We start from the raw sequence: 25,963 nt of genomic DNA, 5'->3' as shown, positions 1-25,963 counted from the left end.
CAGCCTCCTGCTCTTTGATCATCCCGATAATCTGCGCTTCGGTGAAACGGCTTTTCCTCATCTCGTCTGCTCCTTCAGGTTGGGCAGACTCTACATCAGACTGAGGGAACTTCCGGGGGGCAGGTCAGCAGCATAGAGTTTTTTAACAGGATGGGCGGAAAGCGGTCGTTCGCTGCAAGTGCTCGGGTCATACTTCTGTAAGGCGAATGCAGCCGATAAATGACCGAAGCAACTGGCTATTTTCGCCGCTACAAGCACTTAACGAAACATCCAAAATTGAAATTATTGCAGTTCCAAGAGCCTACCATGGTCGCGTAATTCTGAAAAAGCGCGTGGTCGGATCGACTTGTGCTCTCATTCTTTCGTCTGGCAATCAGCTGCTATCGCCTATTGCGGGGCAGTCGCGAAAGGGCGACTGCCAATGTCGAGTAGACGACCACGAGAACTATCTGCGTTTGAATCGCACCGGCCACATCCCGCGCCGAAGCGCCCATCTGATCTACCGCGACAAAGGCGGAAATGGCCGTCGATGATGGAACAAGCAGCGATAGAGTCCGCAGATGGTCAGGTATCATTTCGACTGGCCACGAGATGCCCGAAAGAAAGAACAGTGGCATCCCGATCACCACAAGTAAAAACACAACCCCTTCGCGCCAAGGAATTGCCATCGCGATGGCAAATCCCATTGCGATACAGGCACAGATAAATGGCACGGAGATCAACAGCAGCGTCGCCAAGTCGCCAGTGCGCGGAATACTGTAGAGATAGGGGATCAACATCTGCGTGAATGCAACCCAGACCATATACAGGGAAAAGTAGGCAGTAATCGTGGCCCACAAACGCTCGCCCGTTGGGGGCTTGCGCCCCGCATGCAGCAGTCCGATCCCCATCAATAACGTTTGCTGCAAGATCAGGACAAAAGCCGCCGGAATCACATAGCTGGCATAGCCGCCCTGTGGATTGAAAACGGCCACATTGGTTACAGCTACAGGCGACAGCATCGTGCGCGCCACGCCATCATCGACGCCGAGTCCGGTGAGACGCGCATAATTGACCTGCGCGCCCATTGTCCCTGCAACCGTGGCGACGGCCCGCATTACATTGGAGTAGATCAATAGATAGCTACCGTCACTATAGGCGGCCACGGGCGCGGGACGGCTGGCAAGGAGGTCAGCCTCGAAGCCCGCCGGAATAACGAAGATCCCGTAAACATCGCGCCGGTAAAAGGCATCCCGTGCGGTTTCCATATCCGGCGCGGACATGGTCACATCGACCAAGTCTGTCACGTCAATTGCACGCACAAGGGTCCGACTGGCGGTCGAGTTGTCTTGATCAATCACTACCACAGGAACATCGCGCAGCACCTCGCCCACATAAGGTTGCGGGTAAAGAACGCTGTAAATCAGAATGCCAACGATCATCGTAGACTTAGCACTGTCGTCGGCAAAGAGCGCCCGTATGACCCCGAATACCTCGGCAAGGAAATGGCGCAGCTTTCTCATGACTTACTCTCTTGAGTCTCGACGGTAGCGTTTTCAGAAACCGGTATTTGGGCCATTGTCTTGCGCGTCATGACCCACAACAGGACTGAGAAAACCAAAAGTTGGGCGAAAAGCCACCCCATTGTCGGCAGAGAATACTCTAAGGGCGCCCCACGCAGGGTCTGATCTGTCCGCAATTGCAGGTATGGGGTCAGCGGTATGATCGCACCCCAAATCTGCGAAAAGAGCGTCATCCCGAAACGGGGAAAGCTAACACCGGCAAACCCGAAAGACGGTGCCACGATTAGCCCCATCATCCCAAGGGCACCCGTCGTGTCCTTGGCAATCAGGGCGATAAGCGCACCCATGGCCTGACACGTTAGGATAAACATGAAACCATTGAGGAAAAACACAAAGACGTTGCCACGAAAGCTGGCATCAAAGACGTTAAACAACAACACATCCCCAAGCAGCAAAACGAACGTGCCCACAAAGGTATAGGGGAGCAGTTTTCCCAATATGGCGCGGGTTGGCGATAGTGCAATGCGCTGAAGGCGTGGCATGCCGTTTGGGGAATGGTGTTCGCGTGAAAACGAGAGAACCGCAGTGGCACAGATGAAAATCTGCAAGACGGTTGGCATGATCGCCGAAAGCAGAAACTGGATGTAATCGAGTGAGGGGTTGAACAACGGGCTTTGCTGTACGGGAATTGGCGTGATCAAATCCAGCGCCCGATCGGAACCGACCCCCTGGGCCTCAAGCAGACGCAACGACACACCCGCTGAAAACGTCGAAACTGTCGTGCTTAGGCTGCGCCCGACAATGCCGCCTGCCGTCAAAAACTGGCTGTTGGAAAACACCACAACTTCCGGCCTTTGCCCCAACAAGATATCATGTTCCAGACCGGCGGGGATCATTAAAACCGCATAGGCACGCTGTGCCACGAGCGCCTGTCGCGCCTCGCTAAGCGATGCAAGCTGCTCGACAACCTCAACATCAGCTGCCGCGTCGGCCATTCGCACGATCTGGCGCGACATCGTCGACCCATCAAGATCAACAACAGCCACGGGAAGATCGCGCGGCAAACCCGGCGCAAAAATCACAGCCAGCATAAGAAACAGGATCAGTGGTAGCGGCACCAACATAAAGGCAAGCGAAGGCCGCGTCGCAATCTGGCGGAACTCGCGACGCCAGATCCGTCGAAAACCGGGGGGAAGATGCGAGGGGGTCACAGGATCATTGACCGCTACGCACTGTGGCGGGCCAATCCACCAAAACGCTCATCCCGGGGCGTAATCCCTCGACTGCCGCAACAGGGTCAGCTCGCAGAGAAAAAGTCCGCAAATCAAAGTCCCCCGTCGCTTTGGTGGCGCGCCAATTGGCATAGCTGCCTTGGACATTAATCGATGTGATCGTCGCATCAATCAGGGCGGTATCATCGCCCAAAGCAGGAATACGGACTTTCAAGGGCTGGCCAACCTCCAGCCCCTCTAAAAGGTCTTCGCGCAAGTTAAATGTGAACCATGCGTGGTCCACATCCACGATGGAAATCAGGGGTGCACCTGCACTAAACAGCTTGCCCAATTCTGCAGTACGTGTCGTCACCTCACCGTCGATGGGGGATGCCACGATCATTTCATCCACGCTGGCTGTGGTCTGTAAAACGGATGCTTCAGCTTGCCTTACTTGGGCATCAGCCACGGCCTTTTGTTCGGGGCTCGCGCCATTGCGCGCCTGATCAAGGCTGGCCTGCGCTGCAGCTTGGGCTTGTATTGCAGCAGTCAGGTTGTTGGCCGCCTGATCAAGCGATGCCTGCGACACAACCGAGTCGCCTTGCAGTTTGTTTACTCGGTCGAAGTTGCTTTGCGCCAGCGTAACGCTTGAACGCGCCGATTCTAACTGGGCTTCAGCGGCGGCAATCGTTTCCGGGCGGGTGGAGTAAGTAAGGTCGCGGTTGGCCCGCGAAACGTCAAGCGCCGCGCGTGCTGCGGCAAGTTGCGCATCCAGTATCGCGCTTTCCATCCGTACAACAACATCTTCGGCGACGACACGGTCCCCGATATTGACGGGCGTTTCAGAAACACGCGCCGAAATCATCGCCGACAAATCTATGCGTGTCGCTTCTACTTCGCCCTGCACAAGGTAGGTCGCGGGTTGGCTCAGTATCCAAACCAGATAACCTGCCGCCGCAGCAACGGCGATCACTGAGACAGCCACGGTTTTGTTCAGTTTCATCGGGTATCCTTGACGTCGGCTTTATTTGGAAAATCTCAGTTTTCTAAATTTATTATCGACACTATGTCAATATCGAAATCCGTCATTCAAGACTTCGTGATGCGCGTGCGGAGGAGGCATTGCGCTTCGCTCTTGATTTACGAAAATTTCCGTTTTTATAAAGCGAGCGAGGAGCGGCGATGACAGAACAGAAAACGACCGAAGCAAAGCGGCCTCGCGGCCGTCCCTCTCTGCGTACGGAGCAGGAAACGCGTGCGCTCTTGATCAAGGCGGCGGCCGAAGTGTTCCTTAGCGAAGGATATGCAGGAACCAGTATCGAAGCCGTCGCCCGTAGGGCGGGCATGTCGACCAGAACGATCTATAAAACAGTTTCAAACAAGGCGAGCTTGTTTCGATTGGTCGCAGACGACGCTATCGAGACAGGCATTGCGCATCTCGATACGCCTTCAAACGTGACAACAGTTGAAGGCGCTGTTTTGGCGCTGTCGCGTGCCTATTCCCACCTCGTTCTCAGTAATGGGGGCATTTTGAATGCGCGAGCCGTGTTTGCAGGACAATCCCAATTCCCGGAGTTCCGCGATAACTACCTGTCTTCGATCGACACAGTGGCCGAGGCATTTGACCGCCGTTTCATCGCGATTCTTTCTGACTGCACGTTTCCGGAGGATGTTGATCTTTACGAAGCGGCTACCCTGCTGCGCAGCATGATTAACGGCGCGCAAAGGGAAGCCGTGCTTAACCCCAGTTATGATGGCACGGCCTCTGCTATATCTGCTTGGTCCGACAAATGTACGAACTTCGCCATAAAGGCGATGCGATCTTCGAAAGCGGCGAGCGGTTAGGTTTCCAACGGAAAGAATTTGGTGGCAATCGAGATTGACCGTTACGCGTTTTTCGTCGCGATCTGGTCCCTTCTTACACTGCAATTGGGCTTTGTTGCACAAATCAGTTTGAGGTTGGGCTTCCCCTTCCCCCAGACGGATTTAGTCTACGGCCACGGTGCGTGGTATGCCAAGCGCTGTGAAGGCGTTTAAGATCGCGGCGCGGATTTGTGTCTCCGCAACCTGCCGATCAAAGTCACGGGCTGAGAGGCGCTGCCCGAGTAATTTTATGCAGTGCATCTTGGTTTCGACGCGGCTTCGGCGGTGATATCCAGTCAACTGGCGCCACAGTGCCCGACCCAGATACTTTGATGATCGCCCGGCTTCATTTCGTGCTCTGGCCCCGGGTGTATCTGGCTTCCATAGCTTGGCGTTCTGACGCGGCGGTATGACAGCATGGGCATTTCGGGCTGCGATCGCATCGTGGCATTTTCGGGTGTCGTAAGCACCATCCACTGTCCGGCAGTGCATGTTTACATGCATGAGAGCGGGCAGTGACACTGCCGAGGTCTGGATCCGGTGGGATCTGATTGAGCAAGTCAGGCAACATGAGTGCGTCCCCGATCCCGCTGCTGGTGACCTCGACTGCCCGTATCTCCAGCGTTTCCTCGTCGATCCCTATATGTATCTTGCGCCAAAGGCGGCGTTTGGGACCACCATGTTTGCGCGCGTTCCACTCGCCTTCACCTTCAGCCTTGATGCCCGTGCTGTCCACTGCCCGGCAGTCGCTGCTTGCAGCGACGAGAGGGGATCAAGAGGTGCAGCGGCCCTGCTGACCCCTTGTACGGGATGGCAACAGACAACGTTCTTTGCCGCCGACACAAGGTGCTAAAGTCTGGCACTGACCAATCCAATCCGACAAGCTTCAGAAGACTTTCTACAAATCCAGTCGTCTGCCGGAACGGTAGCCCGAACAGCACTTTGAGGGTCAGGCAGGCTTGTATCGCCGCATCGCTATAGGCCTGCTGGCGACCTCGGCGGCCAGAACGCACTGCCTCCCACACCATCTCAGCATCAAACCAGATCGACAGCGATCCTCGTTGCTTCAGTGAAACGGTATACTCTGCCCCGTTCCGGATCTTATACTTCGTAGGGATCCAGTTGCTCATAAAAGCCGGCTATCACGCTGGATTCAGGCAGTGAATCCCGCCACGTGGCGATTTGTGCAACAAAGCTCAGTGGAGGTCCCGATTTCGGTGCCGCGTGACCGGGACGGCAGCTTCGAGCCCGAACTGATCAAGAAGGGTCAGACCCGGATCGAAGGCATGGATGACAAGAGTTCGCTATGGAAGCCGCCATCGCTCCGAAGCCCGTGGCGGACGGGCTCTGCGCCGCTGGTCTGACGGCGCGCGATATCCGCGACCATCGCGAGGATGTCTATGGGCTTCAGGTCTCGCCTGACCTCCCTCTCATCGCCGCAAGCGGCGGACTGCCGGGCAGTGGATCAGCAGCATGATCGAGCGGCTTTGGCGATCGCTGAAGTATGAATGCGTCTATCTGAACGCCTTTGAGATCGGCTCGGAAGGCCCGCAACGGGATCGGGGCCTGGATCCACTCCTACGTTGAGAACCCGCCGCACTCATCCCATGGGCTGCTGACGCCTGCCGAGGCCTATGATACCCACAACGAACATCTGGAAGCCGCCGTCTGACATGAAATCCATGCTGTAGGTTGGCCAGGCGGAAAGCGGGTCGAAAACCCAGGGCCACCTCTATCCACTTGATCTAAATCGGTGACTTTGAAGCACGTCTTCGATGCGGCCATTGAAAGCGCCACAGGTGGTGGCCCCGACATGGCTCATCCTGCAAACGGAATAAATCTCAATCCCGCAGCTTTGGGGGTTCCGCGCAATTCACGCTTTAACCGCAACGCTTTAGCAGCGGGTCATCCGAAGGACAGGCCTGCGATTAACTGACGCAAGCCAAGAGCAGCGCCGGTGAAAATCGACACAAAAACGATCGGTGCATTGATGGTGAGCAGCGAGAATGCCGAGATGCCCTGCCCGATGGTGCATCCCATCGCCAGGATTGCGCCAAACCCCATAAGAACCGCACCTAGAACCTGTCTCTTCAACTCCCGCGGATCCTCGCAGGCTTCCCAGCGGAAATGCCCCTTGAAAAGGCTACCGATAAACGCCCCGACCAGAACGCCGAAGACCGAGCCGACCCCAAAGGTAAGGCCGCCGCCACTGGACGTCATCAGATACAAAAGCGTTTCACCCAAAGGCGACGTAAATGTGTGGCTGTTGATGGGCGAAGCACTGAACCCGGTGTTGGCGACCCATTGGGTTCCGCCCCAACCACTGACAATCACGCAACCCACCAGCGCGCCCCAGAGGATTGCCTTCGGATTGCGAAGAAATTCGTGTGACCAGAGCGCGAAGCCGGTTATCGCTGCGCTGATCAAAAGTCCCAAGGGTACGATTGATATACCGGTCAGCTCACTCAGAATTTGCGGATAACTGCGGGTCTGGGTGGATATCTCGGTCAGGGCCAGTCCGGCCAGCCGCAGATGCGCCAGGGGGCCCGAAAGCATGACATAGCCGCTGATCCCCATGACGACCACGATCACAAAAGAGCGCAGATCGCCGCCGCCAAACCTTGCAAGAGCGCCGAACCCGCAATTGCCGGCCAGCGACATCCCATAACCAAACATAAGCCCACCGATGATCGCGAACGCAGGCGAAAATGGAGAGAGATGGTAGATCGTCTGGGTCGGATCCATCGCGCCAAGCCCCACAAGGGTGAATGCACCGATCCCGGCTATACCAATGGCCAGCCCCCACATCCGCAAACGCGTGTCGCTGCCCTGATAGAGAAAGTCTTCGATTGCCCCCAGGGTACAGAAACGCCCCAGCCGGGCGGCGAGTCCGAAGATAACGCCGCCACCAAGCCCGATCAGCGCAAGGATTGCGCCATCCGACAAATCATACAGCATATGGGTTCTCCCGCGAATCCACGGGGGTGGATTGTTGCACTACCCGTCCTTGCAGAACAGATCGTAGACAAGATCAAGTATCTGAACGGCACGGGGATCTGTCAAACGGTAATAGATTGCTTTGCCATCGCGTCGCGGTGCCACCAGCCCTTCGGTGCGTAGCCGCGAAAGTTGTTGGGACACGGCGGCCTGTCGTGCAGACAGCAAAGTCTCAAGCTCGGTCACTGATTTCTCGCCGGTTGCCAGATGGCACAGGATCATCAGGCGCCCTTCATGGCTGATCGCCTTGAGAAAGTTCGCTGCATTGCAGGCACTTTCCATCATCCGCTCAATTTCAGCGTCGGACATATCGTTGGTTAAGACTGGCAGTGTCATTTCAAATGACGGACCTCATTTAATCCCGAGTTGACTAGCTTTTGCATCGCCGCGTGGCAACACAGAACAAGGCGATGTCGCCTTCCATGCTTGATCAGGGATCGGTGCCTGCTTCAATTTCGTTGTCGTCCAGCAATTTGCCAAGAATAAACCAGAAGAATTCATCGCCCGCATAACCCTCCATGCGCCCCAACTCCTTGCCGTCTTCGACCAGAACGAATGTGGGTGTAAAAACCGGGCGGGAGGCAAAGTCGATGTCTTCGGGCAGATCATGTAAATCGACACGCAGCAGCGGCGCACGTCGCCCCTCGTCGGTCTTTGGGTAGATGTGCGAAATTTCAGCATTCCATTTCGCACAATAGATGCATCCTGGCTGCTCAACCATGAGAAGGTTGGCCGACAGTGCCGGCAGAGAAACAAGCCAAATGGCTGTGGCGAGGAAGAGACGCTTCATCAGAGTTCCAATTGACGGAATACTCACATAGAATATGTTGAATATGTAGGTTTCACAAGAGTCGGGGCGAAGCAGAGTGTTGGATGTTACCTTTCTTGGGGCTTTTATCGGTGGGCTGATCGTCTTCTTCTCACCGTGTGTCCTGCCGATTGTGCCCTTTTACCTTAGCTACATGGCCGGTGCGTCGATGTCCGAGATCAGTGCCGAAGGCGCCCTCGCACCCGGGGTTCGCAAACGTGCGTTTCTGGCCTCGATCATGTTTTCGCTGGGTATCGTCACGGTGTTTGTCCTGCTGGGCGCAGCGGCTTACGGTCTCAGCCAGACATTTCGCGGGATGCAAACCGAGTTCCGGCTGTTCGCGGCGCTGGTGGTTCTGATCATGGGGCTGCATTTTCTGGGGGTCATCCGGATTGGATTTTTGAACCGCGCCTTCCAGATGGATGCCGGTGATACCAAGAACATGTCTGTTCTTGGCGCCTACGTTGTCGGCTTCGCCTTTGCCGCCGGTTGGACGCCCTGCGTGGGTGGCGTGCTGACCGCGGTCGTGTTTGCCGCCAGCACCGAAGCGACCGCCTTGCGCGGACTGGCCCTTTTGCTTGTCTTCGGCATTGCAATGACCGCCCCTTTCGTCGTGGCGTCGCTGTTCATCGGGCCGTTCCTGAAGTTTGCCTCGCGCTTTCGACGTCACCTGCCCAAGGTCGAAAAGGCCATGGGCGTCCTGATGATCCTCTTTGCCGCGCTTATTGCCACCGACAGCGTCAACTACATTGCGCAGTGGATGCTTGAAGCCTTCCCCGCCTTTCAGAACATCTAGGGAGTTTGCCAAATGAAACGTCTGCTTGTCCTGCTGCTGCTGATATCCATGCCGGCCTATGGCGAATTGGGTGACGACGGGTTGCATAAAGAAGACTGGATGCGCGACACCTTCAAGGATCTGAACGAAGATCTTGCCGAGGCCAACGCGGAAGGGAAACGTCTGGTCGTGATGGTTGAACAGCGCGGCTGCATCTATTGCACCAAGATGCACAACGAAGTGTTTTCGCGCGAGGATGTGGCCGACTACATCCGTGAAAATTTCTTTGTGGTGCAGGTCAATCTGCACGGCGATACAGAGGTGACCGACTTTGATGGCGAAGTCCTGACCGAAAAACAGGCGACGCGCAAATGGGGGCTGCTTTTCACGCCGTCGATTCTTTTCCTGCCCGAAGAGGTCGACGAGGGTGCGACCGCGCAGACCGCATCTGTCGCGCTGATGCCAGGGGCGTTTGGTGCTGGCACCACGCTGGACATGTTCACTTGGGTCAAAGAAAAACGCTACGATCTTGATTCAGAAGAAGATTTTCAGCGTTATCATGCGCGCCGCATCCAAGAGCGGAGCAACGGCAAGACCGACTAGCAAGAATTCATATTCAGATTTCTGAACTTGTCCTTGATTGACACCAGCATCGTATTCTATGGTATGCCAAGACTTGAATGTGTTTGGGAGGACGCATGGAACGCAAATTCCTCATGATTTTAACTCTCGCCGCATCTACGGGTGCCGCGTTTGCAACAGAGATACCGCCATCTGACGTTATCTTTACCGACGGCGCTGTCGAAGCTTCGTTGACCGGCGTTGCTGGCGATCCGGAAAACGGGCGTCTGATTGTCGGTGACAAGGGGGTGGGCAACTGTGTCGCCTGCCACGAGATCAGCGACCTGGCGGACGTTCCCTTTCAGGGGACGGTCGGACCGATGCTTGACGGAACCGGAGCCCGTTGGAGCGAAGCGGAACTGCGCGGCATCGTATCGAATGCCAAGATGATGTTCGACGAAAGCATGATGCCGTCGTTCTACCGGGTCGATGGATTCACGCGCCCCGGCAATGAATATACTGGCGAAGCAGCTGACGATTCATTCGCCCCGCTTCTGGACGCCCAGAAAGTCGAAGATGTGGTGGCCTATCTGACCACCCTGAAAGAATAGCGGTCCTGACAGGATCAAAGGAGACTCTCACATGCAACTGACACGACGAAATGCAATCCTGATGGGGGCCGGCGCGGCGTTGGCGGCAGGCCTTCCCTTCAGCGTTGTTGCGGCAACGGGCGAAGAAGCCATCGCAGCCTTCACCGGCGGAGCCGAAGTCGGCGAAGGCGATATCAAGCTGACGGCGCCGGAAATCGCCGAGAACGGCAATACCGTTCCGATCGAAGTGTCTTCCGATACCGCAACCGAGATCATGGTGCTTGCCCTTGGCAATCCGACACCCGCAGTGGCGACCTTCAAGTACGGCCCGCTTTCCGCATCGCGCACGGCGTCAACGCGCATCCGCCTTGCCGGTACGCAGGACGTGATGGCGATCGCCAAACTTGCCGACGGTACGTTTGTGAAGGCATCTTCGACGGTTAAAGTCACAATCGGCGGCTGCGGCGGCTAATAGGAGTTAAGAAAATGGCAGAAGATGTCAAACCCCGCGTGAAAGTCCCGAAATCCGTTTCGGCGGGCGAAGCAATCACGATCAAGACGCTGATCAGCCACAAGATGGAATCCGGTCAGCGCAAGGATGATGACGGCAATCTCATTCCGCGGTCGATCATCAATCGCTTTACCTGCGATTTCAACGGCGAGAACGTCGTGGACGTGACGCTTGAACCGGCGATCTCGACAAATCCATATCTGGAATTCGAAGCGCTGGTCCCTGAAGCCGGTGAGTTCAAGTTCACTTGGTACGATGACGATGGGTCGGTGTACGAAGAAAGTAAAAAGATCGCCATTGAGTGATCAATGTTTCTTGGGAGGGACAGGGATGAAAAGACTGACAGCCGCTTTGACCGCCGGCCTCATGGCCGCGTCGATGGTCTCGGCAGATCCGGTGGACGATACGCTCGTACTGAACGGAGAGACCACGATTGTGACACGCATCAAAGCGCCGGAGGCCGTGGCGGATGTTTTTGACGAAGTAATCTCTGGCTGGCACTTTCGCGAAGAAGAGACCCGAGCCATGCAAGCGGACGATTTCGACAATCCCGGCATGATCTTCGCGGAGCTGGGTGAAGACCTTTGGAACACTGTCGAGGGGTCCGAAGATAAATCCTGCGCCAGTTGTCACGAGTCGCCCGATAACATGGCGGAGGTACGTCCCGGTTATCCCAAGTGGAACGAAGACGCGGGCGAGGTGCGCACACTCGAAATGCAGATCAATGACTGCCGCGAGAACCGCATGGGTGCAGAAAAGTGGAAATATACCGGTGGCGACATGGTCAACATGACCGCGCTTCTGGCCTCTGTATCTCGTGGTAGACCGGTCAATGTCGCAATCGACGGTCCGGCGCAATCGACTTGGGAGGCGGGCAAAGAACTCTATTACACCCGCTTTGGTCAGCTCGAACTGTCCTGTGCCAACTGTCACGAAGAGAACAATGGCAGAATGATCCGCGCAGACCATCTGAGCCAGGGCCAGATCAACGGTTTCCCGGTCTATCGTCTCAAGAATGCCAAGCTGAACGCGGTACATGACCGGTTCAAAGGGTGCATTCGCGATACCCGTGCCGAAACATTTGAAGCCGGCAGCCCCGAGTTTATTGCTCTCGAGCTCTACGTCGCTTCGCGTGGCAACGGGCTTGACGTCGAAGGCCCCGCCGTCCGTAACTGATGCTTGAAGACCCCGCACCTGAACCGTGCGGGGTTTTCTTTTTTGAATACATTCAGGAATAAGAATATGACATCTCGGCGCGACTTTCTTCAAACCAGCATGGCGGCCAGCGCCCTTCTTGGCGCGTCGGGTTTTGGGCAATGGGGACGCATCGCCGCACAGCAGACCCTGACACAGGATCAACTGTTGCAGTTTGAGACGTTCGGGAATGTCTCGCTGATACATATCACTGACATTCACGCGCAGTTGAAGCCGATCTATTTCCGCGAACCCTCCGTCAACCTTGGTGTTGGCAAGAACAAAGGCGAAGTGCCCCATGTCACCGGGGCCGATTTCCGCCGTCTCTATGGGATCGAGGATGGTTCGCGCTCGCATTATGCCCTGTCTTCCGGAGATTTCACCGCGCTGGCCGAAGGTTATGGCCGCGTCGGAGGCCTCGACAGGGTGGCCACCGTGATCAATCATATCCGGTCCGAGCGGCCCGACGCGCTGCTTCTGGATGGTGGCGACACATGGCATGGCAGCTATACCTGCCATCACACGCAGGGCCAGGACATGGTCGACGTGATGAACAAACTGAAGCCGGACGCGATGACCTTCCATTGGGAATTCACGCTGGGATCCGAAAGAGTGCAGGAGATCGTTGAAGGCCTGCCCTTTGCCGCGCTCGGGCAGAACATCTTTGACGCCGAGTGGGATGAGCCCGCCGAGCTGTTTCCGCCCTATAAGTTCTTCGAGCGTGGCGGCGTAAAGATCGCCGTGATCGGGCAGGCTTTCCCCTATATGCCCATCGCCAATCCCGGCTGGATGTTTCCCGAGTACGCCTTCGGCATTCGTGACGAGAACATGCAGAAGATGGTCGATCAGGCCCGCGCCGAGGGGGCCGAACTCGTGGTCTGCCTCAGCCATAACGGGTTCGACGTGGACAAGAAGATGGCGGGCATCGTCAAGGGGCTCGACGTGATCCTGTCGGGCCACACCCATGACGCCCTGCCCGAGCCTGTGCTTGTGGGCGATACGATCATCGTGGCGTCGGGTTCGAACGGAAAGTTCGTGTCGCGCGTCGATCTGGATGTGCGCGATGGACGCCTGATGGGGTTCCGCCACAAGCTGATCCCGATCTTTTCCGACGTGATCACGCCAGACGCCGAGGTCTCTGCCGCCATCGACGAGGTTCGCGCCCCCTATGAGGACGCCCTGTCCGAGGTGATCGGCAAAACCGACAGCCTTTTGTATCGGCGCGGCAATTTCAACGGCACATGGGACGATGTGATTTGCGACGCGCTGATCTCGGAGCGCGAGGCCGAGATCGCCCTCAGCCCCGGCGTGCGCTGGGGGCCGTCAATCCTGCCCGGTGGCGACATTACGCGCGAAGATCTGTGGAACGTCACTTCGATGTCCTATGGCGAGGCCTACCGCACCGAGATGACAGGCGAATACCTGCATGTCGTGCTGGAGGACGTGGCCGACAACCTGTTCAATCCCGACCCTTACTATCAGCAGGGTGGCGACATGGTGCGCACCGGGGGGCTGGGCTACCGGATCGACATTTCCAAGCCGCAGGGCCAACGTATCTCCGAGATGACGCTGTTGAAAACCGGTGAAAAGATCGATCCGGCCAAAACCTATCAGGTGGCCGGATGGGCGTCGGTCAACGAAGGCACCGAAGGCCCGAAAATATGGGATGTCCTCGAGAGCCACATTCGCAAGCAAGGGACTGTCAGCGCCGATCCCAACACCAGCGTCGAAGTCGTCGGGTATTGAAACAGAATGCATCAAAAGGAACCTGAACAGTGAAACATCTCATCTCAGCCGCCCTGATCGCGAGCGCGTTTTCCACTGCTGCCTTCGGCGAGGGCGTGACCCATCGCGTTGCGGTCCATGTCGATCAGAATGACCCCCAATTGATGAACATGGCTCTGAACAATGTTGAAAACCTGACCAGCTATTACGACGAACAGGGCGATACTGTCATTGTGGAAGTCGTTGCCTACGGGCCAGGCCTGAACATGCTGATCGCAGGCAAAAGCCCCGTGGCCGACCGCATCTCAACCATGTCTTTGGGGATGGAGAACCTGACTTTTGCCGCCTGCGCAAACACGCTGGAAGGGATGGAGAAAAAATCCGGAACCAAGATCAGTTTGCTGGACGAGGCGGAGCAGGTGCCGTCCGGTGTTGTACGTCTCATCACGCTTCAGGAAGAAGGTTTTGCCTATATCCGCCCGTGAGATTCCCCCAATCGTAAACTTTCAAAACAAAATAACGGAGACTGTCATGACGAACCGCACGTCGCGCAGGTCCTTCCTGGCCAAAGGATTGGCGACAGGGGCCGCGGCCACGGTAGCCGGCAGTGCCAACTCGGCCACGTCGGATCCATTGATCACAGAAGTTCAGCCTTGGGCGCAGGGCCTTGGCGATGGTGTTGACGCCACGCCCTATGGCCTGCCGATCGAATACGAGGCGGATGTCATTCGGCGCAATGTCGATTGGCTGACCGCTGATACGATCAGTTCGGTCAACTTCACACCGATCCATGCGCTTGACGGAACGATCACGCCGCAGGGCTGCGCGTTTGAGCGGCACCATTCGGGTGCGATCGAGCTGCGCAAGGAAGACTACCGTCTGATGATCAATGGTCTGGTGGATCGCCCCTTGGTATTCACCTATGCCGACCTTGAGCGATTCCCGCGCCAGAACCACGTCTATTTCTGCGAATGCGCTGCGAATTCGGGCATGGAATGGGCAGGCGCACAGTTGAACGGCGCGCAGTTCACCCACGGTATGATCCACAACATGGAATACACCGGCGTGTCCCTGCGCACGATACTGGAAGAAGCCGGGCTTGGGGCGGCGGGCGATCTGGCCGGCAAATGGGTCTATGTCGAAGGTGCGGATGCATCGTCGAACGGGCGGTCGATCCCGATGGAAAAGGCGTTGGACGACGTTCTGGTTGCATTCAAGGCAAACGGCGAGGCCCTGCGCAAAGAGCACGGATACCCCGTTCGTCTGGTCGTGCCCGGTTGGGAAGGCAACATGTGGATCAAATGGATCCGCCGGATCGAGGTCATGGACGGCCCGGTCGAAAGCCGCGAGGAAACGTCGAAGTACACCGACACTTTGGCCGACGGAATATCGCGCAAATGGACATGGGCAATGGACGCCAAATCCGTCGTCACGTCTCCCAGCCCGCAGTCCCCGATCACCCATGGCAAGGGGCCGCTGGTCATCACCGGGCTTGCATGGTCCGGGCGGGGTGCGATCACGCGTGTCGATGTGTCCAGGGACGGCGGCAAGACGTGGGAGACCGCACGTCTGGCCAAGCCGGGCGAAAGGATGGCCGTGTCGCGCTTCTATCTCGATACGGATTGGGACGGCGAAGAGATGTTTCTGCAAAGCCGCGCCATGGACGAAACAGGCTATGTGCAACCGACCAAGACGCAGTTGCGCGACGTGCGCGGTCTGAATTCGATTTATCACAACAACGGTATCCAGACATGGTGGGTGCGCCCGGACGGGAAGGCGGAAAATGTCGAAGTTTCTTGAGCTTACAACAGCACTGTTGCTGATCAGCACGTTCGCCCACGCTGACGGACTCGGCCTCGGGCGCGACGCATTGCCAGAGGAAATCGCCGCTTGGGACAAGGATGTGAGCCCCGACGGCACCGGCCTGCCTGAGGGATCAGGCGATGCCTTGACCGGAGAAGAAGTCTTCGCCGACAAATGTGCGGCCTGCCATGGCGACTTTGCCGAGGGCATCGGCAACTGGCCCAAGTTGGCGGGCGGCTGGGGCACGCTGGACCGCGAGGATCCAGTCAAGACCGTGGGCAGCTATTGGCCCTATCTTTCGACCACATGGGATTACATCAACCGCTCCATGCCGTTCGGCGATGCGCAATCGCTGGAACCAGACGAGGTTTATGCCATCGTCGCCTACATCCTCTATTCCAACGATCTGGTGGACGACGATTTCGAGCTTTCGCACGAAAACTTCGCCGGTTTCGAGATGCCCAACGCCGAGGGTTTTATCGTCGACGACAGGATCGAAACCGAGTTTCCCAAATGGGTCGGCGAACCCTGCATGGAAAATTGCAAGGACGAGGTAGAGGTCACGATGCGCGCCATGGTGCTCGACGTGACACCCCAAGTTGAGAGCGGCGAAGCGGAATCGCCATCGCCTGCGGCGGCCGATACGGCCGATGAAGCCATGGCAGAACCTGCCGAACCGGTCGAAGAACATATCGCCGCCATCGACCCCGCCCTGATTGCTGCGGGCGAGAAGGTATTCCGCAAGTGCAAGGCCTGCCATCTGGTCGGCGATGGCGCAAAGAACCGGGTCGGACCGGTCCTGACTGACATCATGGGCAAACCGGCAGGCCAGGTCGAAGGCTTCAATTATTCCTCGGCGCTGGCAGACATGGCCGACGAAGGACTGGTCTGGAGCGCGGAAAACCTCAAGGCGTTCCTGACCAATCCAAAAAGTTTCATCGCCGGCACCAAAATGAGCTTTGTCGGACTTAGGAAAGACGCAGAACTCGACGCGATCACCGCCTATCTGACAAGTCTCGCCAGATGATCGCCGGTGCCGTGATCGTACCGCCGACTGGGCAATAATCTATGATGAACGCGCGGACACCTATGCGGAGATTGACGATGACATGCTTGACTGAAGGAACGGCGCGAACCTGACGCAGGTCAAGGTTCGCGCCGCCAGACTGTGCTTGAACACTTCTGAAACCTGAAAGGACATCCGATGAAACGCTACTTCCTTGCCGCACTCCTTGCCATTGCCGCCGGCCCCGGCGCTGCGGCGGATCAGGCCGTCACCTATCCTTTCGACGGCAGCTTTGAAGACGCAACCTTTGCAGTGGAAAACGCGATCGTTGGTCAAGGCCTAGTCATCGATTATGTCAGCCACACCGGCGAAATGCTGAACCGTACCGCCGCCGACGTTGGCAGCACGCAAAAGCTGTTCGAAGAGGCTGATATTTTCCTGTTCTGCTCTGCCCAGATTTCACGCCAGGTGATGGAGGCCGACCCGATGAACATCGCTCACTGCCCCTATGGTATCTTCGTGGCAGATCAGGCTGGCGAGGTGATGATTGGATATCGCGCTTATCCCGAAGGCCCAATGCAGGACGTTCAGGCGCTTTTGGAAGGGATCGTCAAGGATGCGCTGAACTGACAGATTCCGACGGTTGCTTCGGCCAAAGCCTGCAAAGGCTACGGGCCGAAGGCAACTGACGCACCGTCGCCCGGTCAAAGCGGCACTTTGGTGCTTTCCGCCGGACATGGCGCCGAAGATATCGACCGTCTGATTGCAGCGTCGACTCAACTCTGGGCGCGACGCGGGCTGGCCGGGCTTCCTCTGGGCGGTCCAATATTTTCAATCGACGTTGCGGTAAGTCAAATGCGGGCGGGCCAAATCCGTTAAAACTCATGGGCATCGAGGAGGCCGATGGATGCTTGAGACATGGATTGACAGAATCGGCGATGGTGCCGTTCTGGCGATTGCGGGCGCTGCGGTCGGCGTGCTGTTCGGCGCGACGGCACAGCATTCGCGTTTTTGCCTGCGCGCGGCCTCGGTTGAGGTGTCCGAAGGAATATTCGGCCCACGCCTCTATATCTGGCTGATTGCCTTTACGGCCGCAGTGGCCTCGGTGCAGGGGCTTGTGGCAATGGGTTGGCTGGACGTCTCCACATCCCGACAACTGGCGACGACCGGCAGCCTGTCGGGCGCCATCATCGGCGGGCTGATGTTTGGATCCGGCATGATCTTGGCGCGCGGCTGCGCAAGCCGCTTGCTGGTGCTGTCAGCCACCGGAAACTTGCGCGCCCTCGTCACGGGGTTGGTCTTGACGCTGGTCGCGCAGGCGTCATTGCGTGGCGTCCTGACCCCCGCCCGCGAAAGCCTTGCGGCGTTGTGGCTTGTTCCGGGGGGAGACGCGCGTGACATTCTTGCACAGATCGGGCTGTCGTCGGCAGCGGCGGCTGCCGTTGCGGGCATCGCACTGTTGGCATCATTGGCGCTGGCGGGGCGAAATCAGGTCGCGCCCAGCCACGCGATCGCGGCCGTTGGCGTGGGGGTCGCGGTTGCTCTGGGTTGGCTGCTGACCTATGCCATCTCGCAGGCCTCGTTCGAGGTGGTGCCAATCGCATCGATCACCTTTACCGGCCCATCGACAGACACGTTGATGGGGCTGGTCGACAACACCAGCCTGCCTTGGGGGTTCGGCATCGGATTGGTTCCGGGCGTCTTTGCGGGCGCGGGGCTGATGGCGCTGGCGACAAAAGAATTCAAGATCGAACGTTTTGGCGCCGACACGCCGATGGAACGCTATCTGATCGGCGCGGTATTTATGGGGTTTGGCAGCATGCTGGCCGGGGGCTGTGCTGTGGGTGCGGGAATGTCCGGCGGGTCGGTTTTCGCGCTCACCGCTTGGGTGGCGCTATTCTGCATGTGGATCGGCGCGATGGCGACGTACCGATTGCTACACCTGAACCCGAGGGTAAAGCCTGCCTGAGCCACCGGCCGCTATTCAAACTCCATCTGTTCAAACACCCGACCGGCGTTTTTGGTCGCCAGTTCCTCAAACGTGTCGAGACGCGCATAGGGCGACTGGTCGACATAATAAGCCTCGGCCAGACCGCCGCCCGCCTCGAGATGGGCCCCGATCTTTGCGCGCAGGTATTCCAGATATCCTTTCGTATAGAGCCGGACCTGATCCATGTTTGTCGGATGACCGTGACCGGGGATGACATATGTCGCCCCGAGCGGTTCAAATTCGTTATCCCATGTGTCCAGCCAATCGGCGGTATAGGTGTTTTCGAAGATCGGTAACATACGTTCGTGAAACGCCATGTCACCCGCAATGACGAGACTCTGCCTTGGGAGCCAGATCACGATGTCACCCGGCGAATGGGCCGGTCCAAGGTAACGCGCCTCGATCCGAAAATCGCCCATCTCGACGATATATTCGTCCTCGAACGTTTCGGTCGGCGCGACAATGACGGTTCCGTCAGCCTGATCGCGATTGTACCGTTTCATCTCCTCAAGCATTGATCCGCCGGAGGTTTCGACCACTGCTGCGGCTTCGATATGGGCGATGATGGGGACGCCCAATTCGGCCCAATAGTTGTTGCCCAGAACGGCATGCCCCTGACCATTCTCGTTGAAGACAAGCTTCACTTCCTGATCGGTGACGGCCCTGATTTCTTCATGCAGCGCGCGTGCAAGCCCATAGGCCGCACCACCGTTGATAACGACGACGCCGTCTCCGGTGACGATGAAGCTCAGATTGTTGTTGTGCCCGGCATTCTCGTAAGTTGGCGGAGCGGTGGCGCCGATGGCCGAGAAAACGCCGGGGATCACCTCGACAGGTTTGTCGTAGAGCAAGGATGACGGGTACTTATCCGCAATATCCTCGCTGGCATGGCCAGCCGTCGCGGCAAACATTAAAGTCAAAATCCAGCGCATCACGCATCCTCCGGGACAAATCGGTAATTTTCTTCGCTGCGTTCGACCCGGCCCAACCCGCCATGCCGCAGGTGAAAGCCAAGCAACGCAATTCCATCCACCGCAAGCTGATCAAGCAGGCGTTTGCGGGTCTTGGCGCCCATATCCGGGTCCTGATCCGCACCGCTTGCCCAATCGGGACGCTCAAAGGCGATGTGGTCATTGCCGATCGCATCACCGCCGACCATGACCGCATTTGATCCATCGCGGATCTCGAACGACATGTGACCGGGGGTGTGGCCGGGCGTGGCATGTGCCATCACCCCGGGCAGGATTTCTTCACCATCTTTGATAAAACTGATCTGGTCCTCGACCACGGCCAGTCTGCGCGCCGCGCCAACCGCAAAGGAGGCGCGGCCTTCACCGATGGTGTTCACTGTCTCAGGGTCAGTCCAATAGTCCCATTCCGCCTGACCGATCATCAATTGCGCAGCCGGAAAGACCGGATCGTCGAAATCGTCCAAGATCCCCCACAAATGGTCGGGATGTGCATGGGTAAATACGACATGGGTAATGTCTTCGGGGGTCAGGCCTTCGTTCTCGAGGCTATTCAGCAACTCGCCAGCGCTCGGCATGAACGAAGCGCCGGAACCTGCATCGAACAGGACGATCCTGCCTTCCTGACGCAGAAGTGTCAGATTGCAGGGTGGCTTGAGCTGATCGCGTGGAATATCGTGTTTGGCCAGGATCGCGGCCAGTTCATCCTGCGGCAGACCTTCGAAGAAAAATGACCCCGGCAGAACCAGATTGCCGTCACTAAGGCTGATCACTTCGCTCGATCCAAGTTGCATCACGGTTCGCGCAAACAAGGCAGAGGGGGCGGTGCAAACCCCGAGGCTGCCCAGACCTGCGAGGATCTGCCTTCTGTTAAGTTCCATGCAAACTCACCTCCGCGAACAAATTCCAATAATTGAATATCGCATCATCAAAACGGAAATAGCAAGTCACGGAGCGTCTGCCCGCAACCCGGTGGCGGGCAGCAACATCTGGCGTTTGTTGTTGTCGCACGGATCTGGATGAGCCGAGCTTTTACTTCTGAGAACTTGCGCTATGGTTTCGCCATGCAAACTGAATTGATGATGATTTTTGCGTTGCTGGGCATGGTGTTCGCACTTCTTGTCTGGGGCCGCATTCGATACGATCTTATCGCTTTTGGCGCTCTGATAATTGCGGCCGCGCTGGGGCTTGTGCCCAAACAGGAGGTCTTTTCCGGCTTCGGGCATTCGGCTGTGGCGATCATTGCTCTGGTTCTGATCGTCAGTCGGGGGCTGTCTTCTTCCGGTGCAGTCGAAATTGTCGCGTCAAGGCTCATCGATCCCGAAAGACCTCTTCCGCTGCATATCGCCGTTGTCGCGGTTCTGGCCGCAGGTCTTTCTGCAATCATCAACAATGTCGCGGCGTTGGCGCTTTTGATGCCGCTTGATATCGAGGCTGCCAGAAAGGCAAAGCGTGCGGCGGGGCGAACCCTGATGCCACTGTCTTTTGCAACAATTCTTGGGGGCATGATCACGTTGATCGGGACCCCCCCGAACATCGTGATCTCGGAATACCGTCAGGACGTTTTGGGCGAACCGTTCGGGATGTTCGACTTTGCGCCGGTCGGACTCGCCGTTGCGATTGCCGGGATTGCTTTTGTCTCTTTGGTCGGTTGGCGCCTGCTGCCAAACCGAAGCTCCCTTGAAGACACAGAAAGGGACGTCAGCAAGGGTCGGTATGTCGCCGAACTTCGCATCGGCGAGCAATCCAAGACGCAGGATCTCGTCGTCCAGGATCTGTACCCACAGGCGAACGAGGTTGATATTCACATTCTGGGCCTGATCCGGCACGGCAAGCGACTGCGCGGCCTTGGCCGACGTGAAGAATTGCGGCCGGGCGACTTTCTGGTGGTGGAAGGCGAGCCCAAATCCATCGAGGCTTTCATGGGGCAGGCTCTGCTCGAGTTTGCAGGCTCTGAGAAACACGACGGTGATGTCATCGCGCCGGGGCTGACTTTGGCAGAGGCCATCGTCCCGGACGGTTCGCGCATCCAGAACCGAACCTCGCGCAGCCTGAGCCTGTTGCAGCGCCATTCGGTAACGCTTTTGGGTGTCGCGCGCGGTGGAAAAAGCTTTCAGAATCGTGTGCGCCTGCTGCCGATCCGGGCGGGCGACGTCCTTTTGTTGCTGGGAACGCCGGACCGTGTAGCCGAGGCGATAAAGTGGCTTGGCGTACTGCCCTTGGAGGGCCGACGCACCGAGGTTGTCCAGCGCAGCAAGGCAGGGCTGTCCGTCGGAGTTTTCGCGCTCGCGGTCGCCTCGGCCGTTCTTGGGCTCGTACCGCTTTCAGTCGCATTGGGCGCTGCCGTCATCGCCTTTGTTGCACTGGGACTCGTCAGCGGCCGCGAGGTTTACGCGTCGGTGGAATGGAAGGTCATCGTCCTTCTTGCCAGCCTCATCCCACTGGCCGAAGCCTTCGAACATTTCGGGGGTGCTGACCTGATTGCAGGCCAGATCGTTCAGCTGACCTTGGGCTATCCTGCGTGGGTGTCGCTGGTCGCACTGATGATCGTCACGATGACACTGTCGGACTTTTTGAACAATGTGGCGACCACTCTCATCGCTGCGCCGATCTCGCTGTCGATCGCGACCGCCACAGGCAACAATCCCGATACCTATTTGATGACTGTGGCCGTCGCCGCGTCATGCGCTTTCCTCACCCCCATCGGTCACAAGAACAACACGATCATTCTGGGCCCCGGCGGCTATAGCTTTGGCGACTATTGGCGGATTGGCTTGCCATTGGAAGCCATCGTCGTCTGCGTTGCGGTCCCGACCATTCTTCTTGTCTGGCCGCTCTGAGAAATTCAGGCGAGTGCGCACCGCCCAGACCTGCCATTCACTGTCTGAAGCGCCCGTGCGGCTCAAAGTAGATAATATGGCGGCCCCGGAAGGACTTGAACCCTCAACCTCGGACTTAGAAGGTCCTTGCTCTATCCAGTTGAGCTACGGAGCCGCACAATGGTCTGCGGAACATGACTACTTCTTTAAGGGCGATGAATCCAAGTGAAAATTGGACGCGGCCCCCGGGTTTTTGGTCATCGGTCGGTGCCACTGATCCGCATGCCGAAATAGGTTTTGTTGTCACGCCGCGCCCAGATGTGCTGATGCGCGCTCTATGTGACCTCGACGGACAAGGCGCCGATACCGTCGATTGCCGCCTCCATCCGGTCACCGCGCTTGACCGCGGCGACGCCTGCGGGGGTTCCCGACAGGATCACGTCGCCCGCCGCCAGGGTATAGAACCGCGACAACCAGGCAATCATCTGCGGAACCTTCCAGATCATCTGATTGAGGTCACCCGACTGGCGCAAATCGCCGTTCACGTGCAGCGTGATTGCGCCGTTTTCCGGATGGCCGACCCGGTCGGCGGTCACCAGCGCGCCCATGGGGGCCGAACGCTCGAACGCCTTGCCGATCTCCCAGGGGCGGCCGGCCTTCTTCATTTGGCCCTGCAAATCGCGCCGCGTCATGTCCAGTGCTACGCCATATCCGAACACATGGGACAGAGCCGTCGACTCGGGGATGTCTGTGCCCCCCGAACCAAGCGCGACGGCCAGTTCGACCTCATGGTGCACATCGCTGGTTTCTGCGGGATAGGGGAACACGCCGGATGTGTCGGCATTGTCCGGGTTCTTCTGAAAGAAAAACGGCGGTTCTTTGTCGGGGTCGTGGCCCATCTCGATCGCATGATCGGCATAGTTGCGACCGATGCAATAAATCCTGCGAACCGGAAACAGCACGTCCCGATCCTGGATCGGCAATGTGGTCGTCTTCGCAGGCGGAAAAGCAAAATCTGGCATGGCGGGTTCCTGTGGTTTTCATGCACCCTAAGGCCTTGCCGGGGCGGGGGAAAGGCAGGACGGTGAAAAGCAATGCGCCAGTCAGACCGGTGAACATTTCCTGACGCGGGATGGATTTCGCCATCCCGGTGATCGACAGCCCACCTGCCCGGATGGTACAGCGGGCAAGGCTGGCAGAGTGTTGTCCGGGCCGAAGGTAACGACGGGGCAGGGCAAGCCAGAGCCTGTCCGGTAAACTGAAATCGCCGACACTCTGAAAGACCGATATGTCCGAACTTCTGCTTTTCTTTGTTGCCGGGGTCATCGGCGGAATCGTCAACGCGGCTGCCGGCGGGGCCAAGCTGTTTGTGTTTCCGATGCTGTTGGCCGCAGGGCTCCCGCCGCTGGCTGCAAATGCGACCGGTGCGGTTGCCATGTGGCCGGCACAGATTGCTGCCGTCTGGGTCAACCGCAAGGGGTTGTTCGATGCGCCCGGCGCGCTGTTCCGGCAGATGGCGCCTGCCCTTGTCGGAGGATTTGCGGGAGCGGTTGCGCTGATCTTCTCGTCCGAATCGGGTTTTCTGGCGGTCATCCCGCTGTTGCTGCTGATTGCGGTCGGGGCCATCGTTCTGGGGCGGCAGTTGGCCACTCTGATGCAGCGTGCCTTTCCGGGCGACCGGTTGGCGCGGGTGTCAGATGTGCTGATGTTTGCGGTCGGGTTCTATGGCGGCTATTTCGGCGCGGGGCTTGGGTTCATGCTGATCGCGGTTCTGTCGGTGGCAGGGGGGATCACCTTGCAACGCGCGAATACGATGAAGAACCTGATCGCATTTTTTATCTATTCCGTTGCGGTGGTGCCACTGGCCCTGTCTGGTCTTGTTGACTGGCGCGCTGCCTCGACGGTTTTGGTCGGCGGGTTGATCGGCGGATTCATCGGTGGTCACATCACTCGCTATCTGCCCGACAGGCCGATGCGGTATACAGTCGCCGGTCTGGGGCTGGTGCTGGTCGGGACCTATCTTTTACGCTGAAGCGTGACGATTTCCGCTAAAACTATCGCATCGAAATGGGTCCGGTCCCGGGGCGAATTTGGATCCTTCGCACAGCCATCTTGGTCTGGGCGCGGATGCCTCCGGCGGTCATATCGTCAAGGTCTCATCGCTCAGTATTTCTTGCTCCGGGTGTTTGATCCCATGGTTTGATGGTGCGATCCTTTTGACGGAATGGAAGGAAGCGACATGGGACAGGTTCGTCACGGGAGCGCCACGATCCCGTAGACCGGCAGGGTATGTTATACATACGCGAGCGGGGCGCACGCCCTCAGAGCGGCAATACGGTGATCGCAAGCTTCACTCTCGCGGCGAGCCGTGCTGGGCAGCGGGTTTCGCATGATCGTCGCGAAAGCCGGCTCGGCTCTGAAAAGAACACGTAGCGTTCGGGCAGGTACGCCTGCCGCCCGAGCCCTTATCAGGAGACATGCCATGCGTACCAAGAAGCACCGTATCCCCGGCGCGAACCGCGCCACCTCGACCGGCGGCCGGATGGCACACTGATGGAAAACGTCGTGAACCAACCCCGCAAATCACCCGCTGCGAAAACCAAGCGCATCAATCTGGCCCTGCAAGGCGGCGGTGCCCACGGTGCCTTTACCTGGGGCGTGCTGGATTACCTGCTGGAGGACGGACGGTTGGAAATCGCCGCCATTTCGGGCACATCGGCGGGGGCCATGAATGCGGTTGCCTTGGCGGATGGCTTTACCGCTGGTGGGCCGGACGGAGCGCGCGAAAAACTTCATGGCTTCTGGCAAGCCATGAGCGCGGCCGCCAAAGGCAGTCCGATCAAACGCGCGCCCATCGACGTGATGATGGGATATTGGAGCCTCGATCGGTCTTGGGGCTATCAGATGATGAACGCGATGAGCAGGGTGTTCTCGCCCTATCAGCTGAACCCGATGAGCATGAACCCGCTGAAAGATGTGCTGGAAGCCTGCGTGGATTTCACCTGCGTTCGACACTGCGACAGCATTCAACTCTACATTTCTGCCACCAATGTGGAAACCGGCAAGGTTCAGGTTTTCGACAGTCACCTGCTGACGGCAGATATGGTCATGGCCTCGGCCTGCCTGCCAAACGTTTTCAAGTCGGTGATGATCGATGGCGTGCCCTATTGGGACGGCGGGTATATCGGCAACCCGGCGCTGTTTCCGTTCCATGCGGGATCGGACACCGGCGATATCGTCGTGGTGCAGATCAACCCGATCGAACGCAAAGGTGTGCCGCGAACCGCACAGGAAATTCAGAACCGCGTCAACGAGATCAGCTTCAACTCCAGCCTTCTCAAGGAGTTGCGGGCTATCGATTTCGTCGCGCGGCTGATCGAAGAGGGCAAGCTCGACGAGGCACACTATCGGCTGGAGCGGATCCACATCATCGAGAATGAAACCGCTCTGATGAAGCTGGGGGCGTCGTCAAAGATGAATGCGGAATGGGAATTCCTGACCCACCTGCGCGATCTCGGGCGTGAAACGGCCGCGTCCTGGCTGGACCGGAACCATGCCGATATCGGCACGCGCAGCACTGTGGATCTGCGCCGGATGTTTCAGGGGATCGGGCCGCAGCATCAGGGATAGCGGGTGGACA

General features: G+C 57.9%; 26 protein-coding genes, 1 tRNA gene and 2 pseudogenes. 18 read left to right on the top strand and 11 right to left on the bottom strand.

Annotated features, from left to right (window positions below; all coding sequences use genetic code 11):
• Nucleotides 1–380: 380 nt before the first annotated feature.
• The 3 genes from FQ320_RS15335 to FQ320_RS15325 form a co-directional block, all read right to left on the bottom strand.
• Nucleotides 381–1,502, bottom strand: coding sequence for an ABC transporter permease (locus tag FQ320_RS15335; RefSeq protein WP_148473780.1), 1,122 nt, complete (start codon nucleotides 1,500–1,502; stop codon nucleotides 381–383).
• Nucleotides 1,499–2,626 (bottom strand): ABC transporter permease, encoded by a 1,128-nt coding sequence (locus FQ320_RS15330; RefSeq protein WP_370513076.1) that lies wholly within the window; start codon nucleotides 2,624–2,626, stop codon nucleotides 1,499–1,501. The genes FQ320_RS15335 and FQ320_RS15330 overlap by 4 nt, the downstream gene beginning before the upstream one ends.
• A gap of 91 nt (nucleotides 2,627–2,717) precedes the next feature.
• On the bottom strand, nucleotides 2,718–3,716 hold the full coding sequence (locus FQ320_RS15325) for an HlyD family secretion protein (protein ID WP_148473776.1): 999 nt from the start codon (nucleotides 3,714–3,716) through the stop codon (nucleotides 2,718–2,720).
• Nucleotides 3,717–3,895: 179 nt separating this feature from the next.
• Between FQ320_RS15325 and FQ320_RS15320 the strand changes: the two genes are divergently transcribed.
• Nucleotides 3,896–4,558 carry a TetR/AcrR family transcriptional regulator gene (locus tag FQ320_RS15320; protein ID WP_148473774.1) on the top strand — a complete coding sequence of 221 codons (663 nt, stop codon included), beginning with the start codon at nucleotides 3,896–3,898 and terminating at the stop codon, nucleotides 4,556–4,558.
• A gap of 141 nt (nucleotides 4,559–4,699) precedes the next feature.
• On the opposite strand, the pseudogene FQ320_RS15315 reads toward FQ320_RS15320, so the two are convergent.
• A pseudogene (locus FQ320_RS15315) lies at nucleotides 4,700–5,706 on the bottom strand (IS5 family transposase).
• 176 nt (nucleotides 5,707–5,882) lie between these two features.
• On the opposite strand from FQ320_RS15315, the gene FQ320_RS26445 reads away from it, so the two are divergent.
• Nucleotides 5,883–6,053, top strand: coding sequence for a hypothetical protein (locus tag FQ320_RS26445; RefSeq protein ID WP_255509531.1), 171 nt, complete (start codon nucleotides 5,883–5,885; stop codon nucleotides 6,051–6,053).
• Nucleotides 6,053–6,248 (top strand): annotated as a pseudogene (locus FQ320_RS26440) (integrase core domain-containing protein); the annotation flags it as partial. The gene FQ320_RS26445 and the pseudogene FQ320_RS26440, both read left to right, overlap by 1 nt.
• Nucleotides 6,249–6,481: 233 nt before the next feature.
• Here the strand turns inward: FQ320_RS26440 and FQ320_RS15305 are convergent.
• From FQ320_RS15305 to FQ320_RS15295, 3 genes are all read right to left on the bottom strand, one after another.
• Complete coding sequence (locus FQ320_RS15305) at nucleotides 6,482–7,534, bottom strand: YeeE/YedE family protein (protein ID WP_148473772.1); 1,053 nt, start codon at nucleotides 7,532–7,534, stop codon at nucleotides 6,482–6,484.
• Nucleotides 7,535–7,573: 39 nt separating this feature from the next.
• Nucleotides 7,574–7,909 (bottom strand): helix-turn-helix transcriptional regulator, encoded by a 336-nt coding sequence (locus FQ320_RS15300; protein ID WP_148473771.1) that lies wholly within the window; start codon nucleotides 7,907–7,909, stop codon nucleotides 7,574–7,576.
• 94 nt (nucleotides 7,910–8,003) lie between these two features.
• Nucleotides 8,004–8,363 (bottom strand): hypothetical protein, encoded by a 360-nt coding sequence (locus FQ320_RS15295; protein ID WP_148473769.1) that lies wholly within the window; start codon nucleotides 8,361–8,363, stop codon nucleotides 8,004–8,006.
• A gap of 76 nt (nucleotides 8,364–8,439) precedes the next feature.
• On the opposite strand from FQ320_RS15295, the gene FQ320_RS15290 reads away from it, so the two are divergent.
• The 12 genes from FQ320_RS15290 to FQ320_RS15235 all read left to right on the top strand — a co-directional run bounded on the left by FQ320_RS15290 (nucleotide 8,440) and on the right by FQ320_RS15235 (nucleotide 18,515).
• Entirely contained in the window at nucleotides 8,440–9,177 is a 738-nt protein-coding gene (locus tag FQ320_RS15290) for a cytochrome c biogenesis CcdA family protein (RefSeq protein WP_148473767.1), read from the top strand.
• 12 nt (nucleotides 9,178–9,189) lie between these two features.
• Nucleotides 9,190–9,759 carry a thioredoxin family protein gene (locus FQ320_RS15285; protein WP_148473765.1) on the top strand — a complete coding sequence of 190 codons (570 nt, stop codon included), beginning with the start codon at nucleotides 9,190–9,192 and terminating at the stop codon, nucleotides 9,757–9,759.
• Between the two features lie 95 nt (nucleotides 9,760–9,854).
• Entirely contained in the window at nucleotides 9,855–10,328 is a 474-nt protein-coding gene (gene soxX, locus FQ320_RS15280; RefSeq protein WP_148473763.1) for a sulfur oxidation c-type cytochrome SoxX, read from the top strand.
• A gap of 31 nt (nucleotides 10,329–10,359) precedes the next feature.
• Entirely contained in the window at nucleotides 10,360–10,779 is a 420-nt protein-coding gene (gene soxY, locus FQ320_RS15275; RefSeq protein ID WP_148473761.1) for a thiosulfate oxidation carrier protein SoxY, read from the top strand.
• A 14-nt stretch (nucleotides 10,780–10,793) separates the two neighbouring features.
• Nucleotides 10,794–11,123 carry a thiosulfate oxidation carrier complex protein SoxZ gene (gene soxZ, locus FQ320_RS15270; protein ID WP_148473759.1) on the top strand — a complete coding sequence of 110 codons (330 nt, stop codon included), beginning with the start codon at nucleotides 10,794–10,796 and terminating at the stop codon, nucleotides 11,121–11,123.
• Nucleotides 11,124–11,148: 25 nt separating this feature from the next.
• Entirely contained in the window at nucleotides 11,149–11,994 is an 846-nt protein-coding gene (gene soxA, locus FQ320_RS15265) for a sulfur oxidation c-type cytochrome SoxA (protein WP_148473757.1), read from the top strand.
• 66 nt (nucleotides 11,995–12,060) lie between these two features.
• Complete coding sequence (gene soxB / locus FQ320_RS15260; protein ID WP_148473755.1) at nucleotides 12,061–13,758, top strand: thiosulfohydrolase SoxB; 1,698 nt, start codon at nucleotides 12,061–12,063, stop codon at nucleotides 13,756–13,758.
• A gap of 29 nt (nucleotides 13,759–13,787) precedes the next feature.
• Nucleotides 13,788–14,222, top strand: a complete 435-nt coding sequence (locus FQ320_RS15255) for a DsrE family protein (protein ID WP_148473753.1) — start codon at nucleotides 13,788–13,790, stop codon at nucleotides 14,220–14,222.
• Nucleotides 14,223–14,268: 46 nt separating this feature from the next.
• Nucleotides 14,269–15,537, top strand: coding sequence for a sulfite dehydrogenase (soxC, locus tag FQ320_RS15250; RefSeq protein WP_148473751.1), 1,269 nt, complete (start codon nucleotides 14,269–14,271; stop codon nucleotides 15,535–15,537).
• Nucleotides 15,521–16,567 (top strand): c-type cytochrome, encoded by a 1,047-nt coding sequence (locus FQ320_RS15245; RefSeq protein WP_148473749.1) that lies wholly within the window; start codon nucleotides 15,521–15,523, stop codon nucleotides 16,565–16,567. The genes soxC and FQ320_RS15245 overlap by 17 nt, the downstream gene beginning before the upstream one ends.
• Before the next feature lie 177 nt (nucleotides 16,568–16,744).
• Nucleotides 16,745–17,176 (top strand): DUF302 domain-containing protein, encoded by a 432-nt coding sequence (locus FQ320_RS15240; protein WP_148473747.1) that lies wholly within the window; start codon nucleotides 16,745–16,747, stop codon nucleotides 17,174–17,176.
• A gap of 277 nt (nucleotides 17,177–17,453) precedes the next feature.
• On the top strand, nucleotides 17,454–18,515 hold the full coding sequence (locus FQ320_RS15235; RefSeq protein ID WP_148473745.1) for a YeeE/YedE family protein: 1,062 nt from the start codon (nucleotides 17,454–17,456) through the stop codon (nucleotides 18,513–18,515).
• A gap of 11 nt (nucleotides 18,516–18,526) precedes the next feature.
• On the opposite strand, the gene FQ320_RS15230 is transcribed toward FQ320_RS15235, so the two are convergent.
• On the bottom strand, nucleotides 18,527–19,468 hold the full coding sequence (locus tag FQ320_RS15230; RefSeq protein WP_148473743.1) for an MBL fold metallo-hydrolase: 942 nt from the start codon (nucleotides 19,466–19,468) through the stop codon (nucleotides 18,527–18,529).
• The gene (locus FQ320_RS15225; protein WP_148473741.1) at nucleotides 19,468–20,385 is read right to left on the bottom strand and encodes an MBL fold metallo-hydrolase; all 918 of its coding nucleotides are present in this window, start codon (nucleotides 20,383–20,385) and stop codon (nucleotides 19,468–19,470) included. The genes FQ320_RS15230 and FQ320_RS15225 overlap by 1 nt, the downstream gene beginning before the upstream one ends.
• A gap of 183 nt (nucleotides 20,386–20,568) precedes the next feature.
• Here FQ320_RS15225 and FQ320_RS15220 point away from each other — a divergent pair, with 183 nt between their 5' ends.
• Nucleotides 20,569–22,344 carry an SLC13 family permease gene (locus FQ320_RS15220; RefSeq protein ID WP_148473739.1) on the top strand — a complete coding sequence of 592 codons (1,776 nt, stop codon included), beginning with the start codon at nucleotides 20,569–20,571 and terminating at the stop codon, nucleotides 22,342–22,344.
• A 77-nt stretch (nucleotides 22,345–22,421) separates the two neighbouring features.
• Here the strand turns inward: FQ320_RS15220 and FQ320_RS15215 are convergent.
• Nucleotides 22,422–22,498: transfer RNA gene (locus FQ320_RS15215), tRNA-Arg, on the bottom strand.
• A gap of 160 nt (nucleotides 22,499–22,658) precedes the next feature.
• Nucleotides 22,659–23,345, bottom strand: coding sequence for a fumarylacetoacetate hydrolase family protein (locus FQ320_RS15210; protein ID WP_148473737.1), 687 nt, complete (start codon nucleotides 23,343–23,345; stop codon nucleotides 22,659–22,661).
• Nucleotides 23,346–23,611: 266 nt separating this feature from the next.
• Between FQ320_RS15210 and FQ320_RS15205 the strand changes: the two genes are divergently transcribed.
• Complete coding sequence (locus FQ320_RS15205; protein WP_148473735.1) at nucleotides 23,612–24,355, top strand: sulfite exporter TauE/SafE family protein; 744 nt, start codon at nucleotides 23,612–23,614, stop codon at nucleotides 24,353–24,355.
• A gap of 533 nt (nucleotides 24,356–24,888) precedes the next feature.
• Nucleotides 24,889–25,953: a patatin-like phospholipase family protein gene (locus FQ320_RS15200; RefSeq protein ID WP_255509530.1), complete on the top strand. Its 1,065-nt coding sequence runs from the start codon at nucleotides 24,889–24,891 to the stop codon at nucleotides 25,951–25,953.
• Nucleotides 25,954–25,963 lie beyond the last annotated feature (10 nt).

The sequence above is a fragment of the Oceaniovalibus sp. ACAM 378 genome (assembly GCF_008085915.1).
Classification (GTDB): Bacteria; Pseudomonadota; Alphaproteobacteria; order Rhodobacterales; family Rhodobacteraceae; genus Oceaniglobus.
This window is presented reverse-complemented; position numbering and strand designations above follow the sequence as displayed.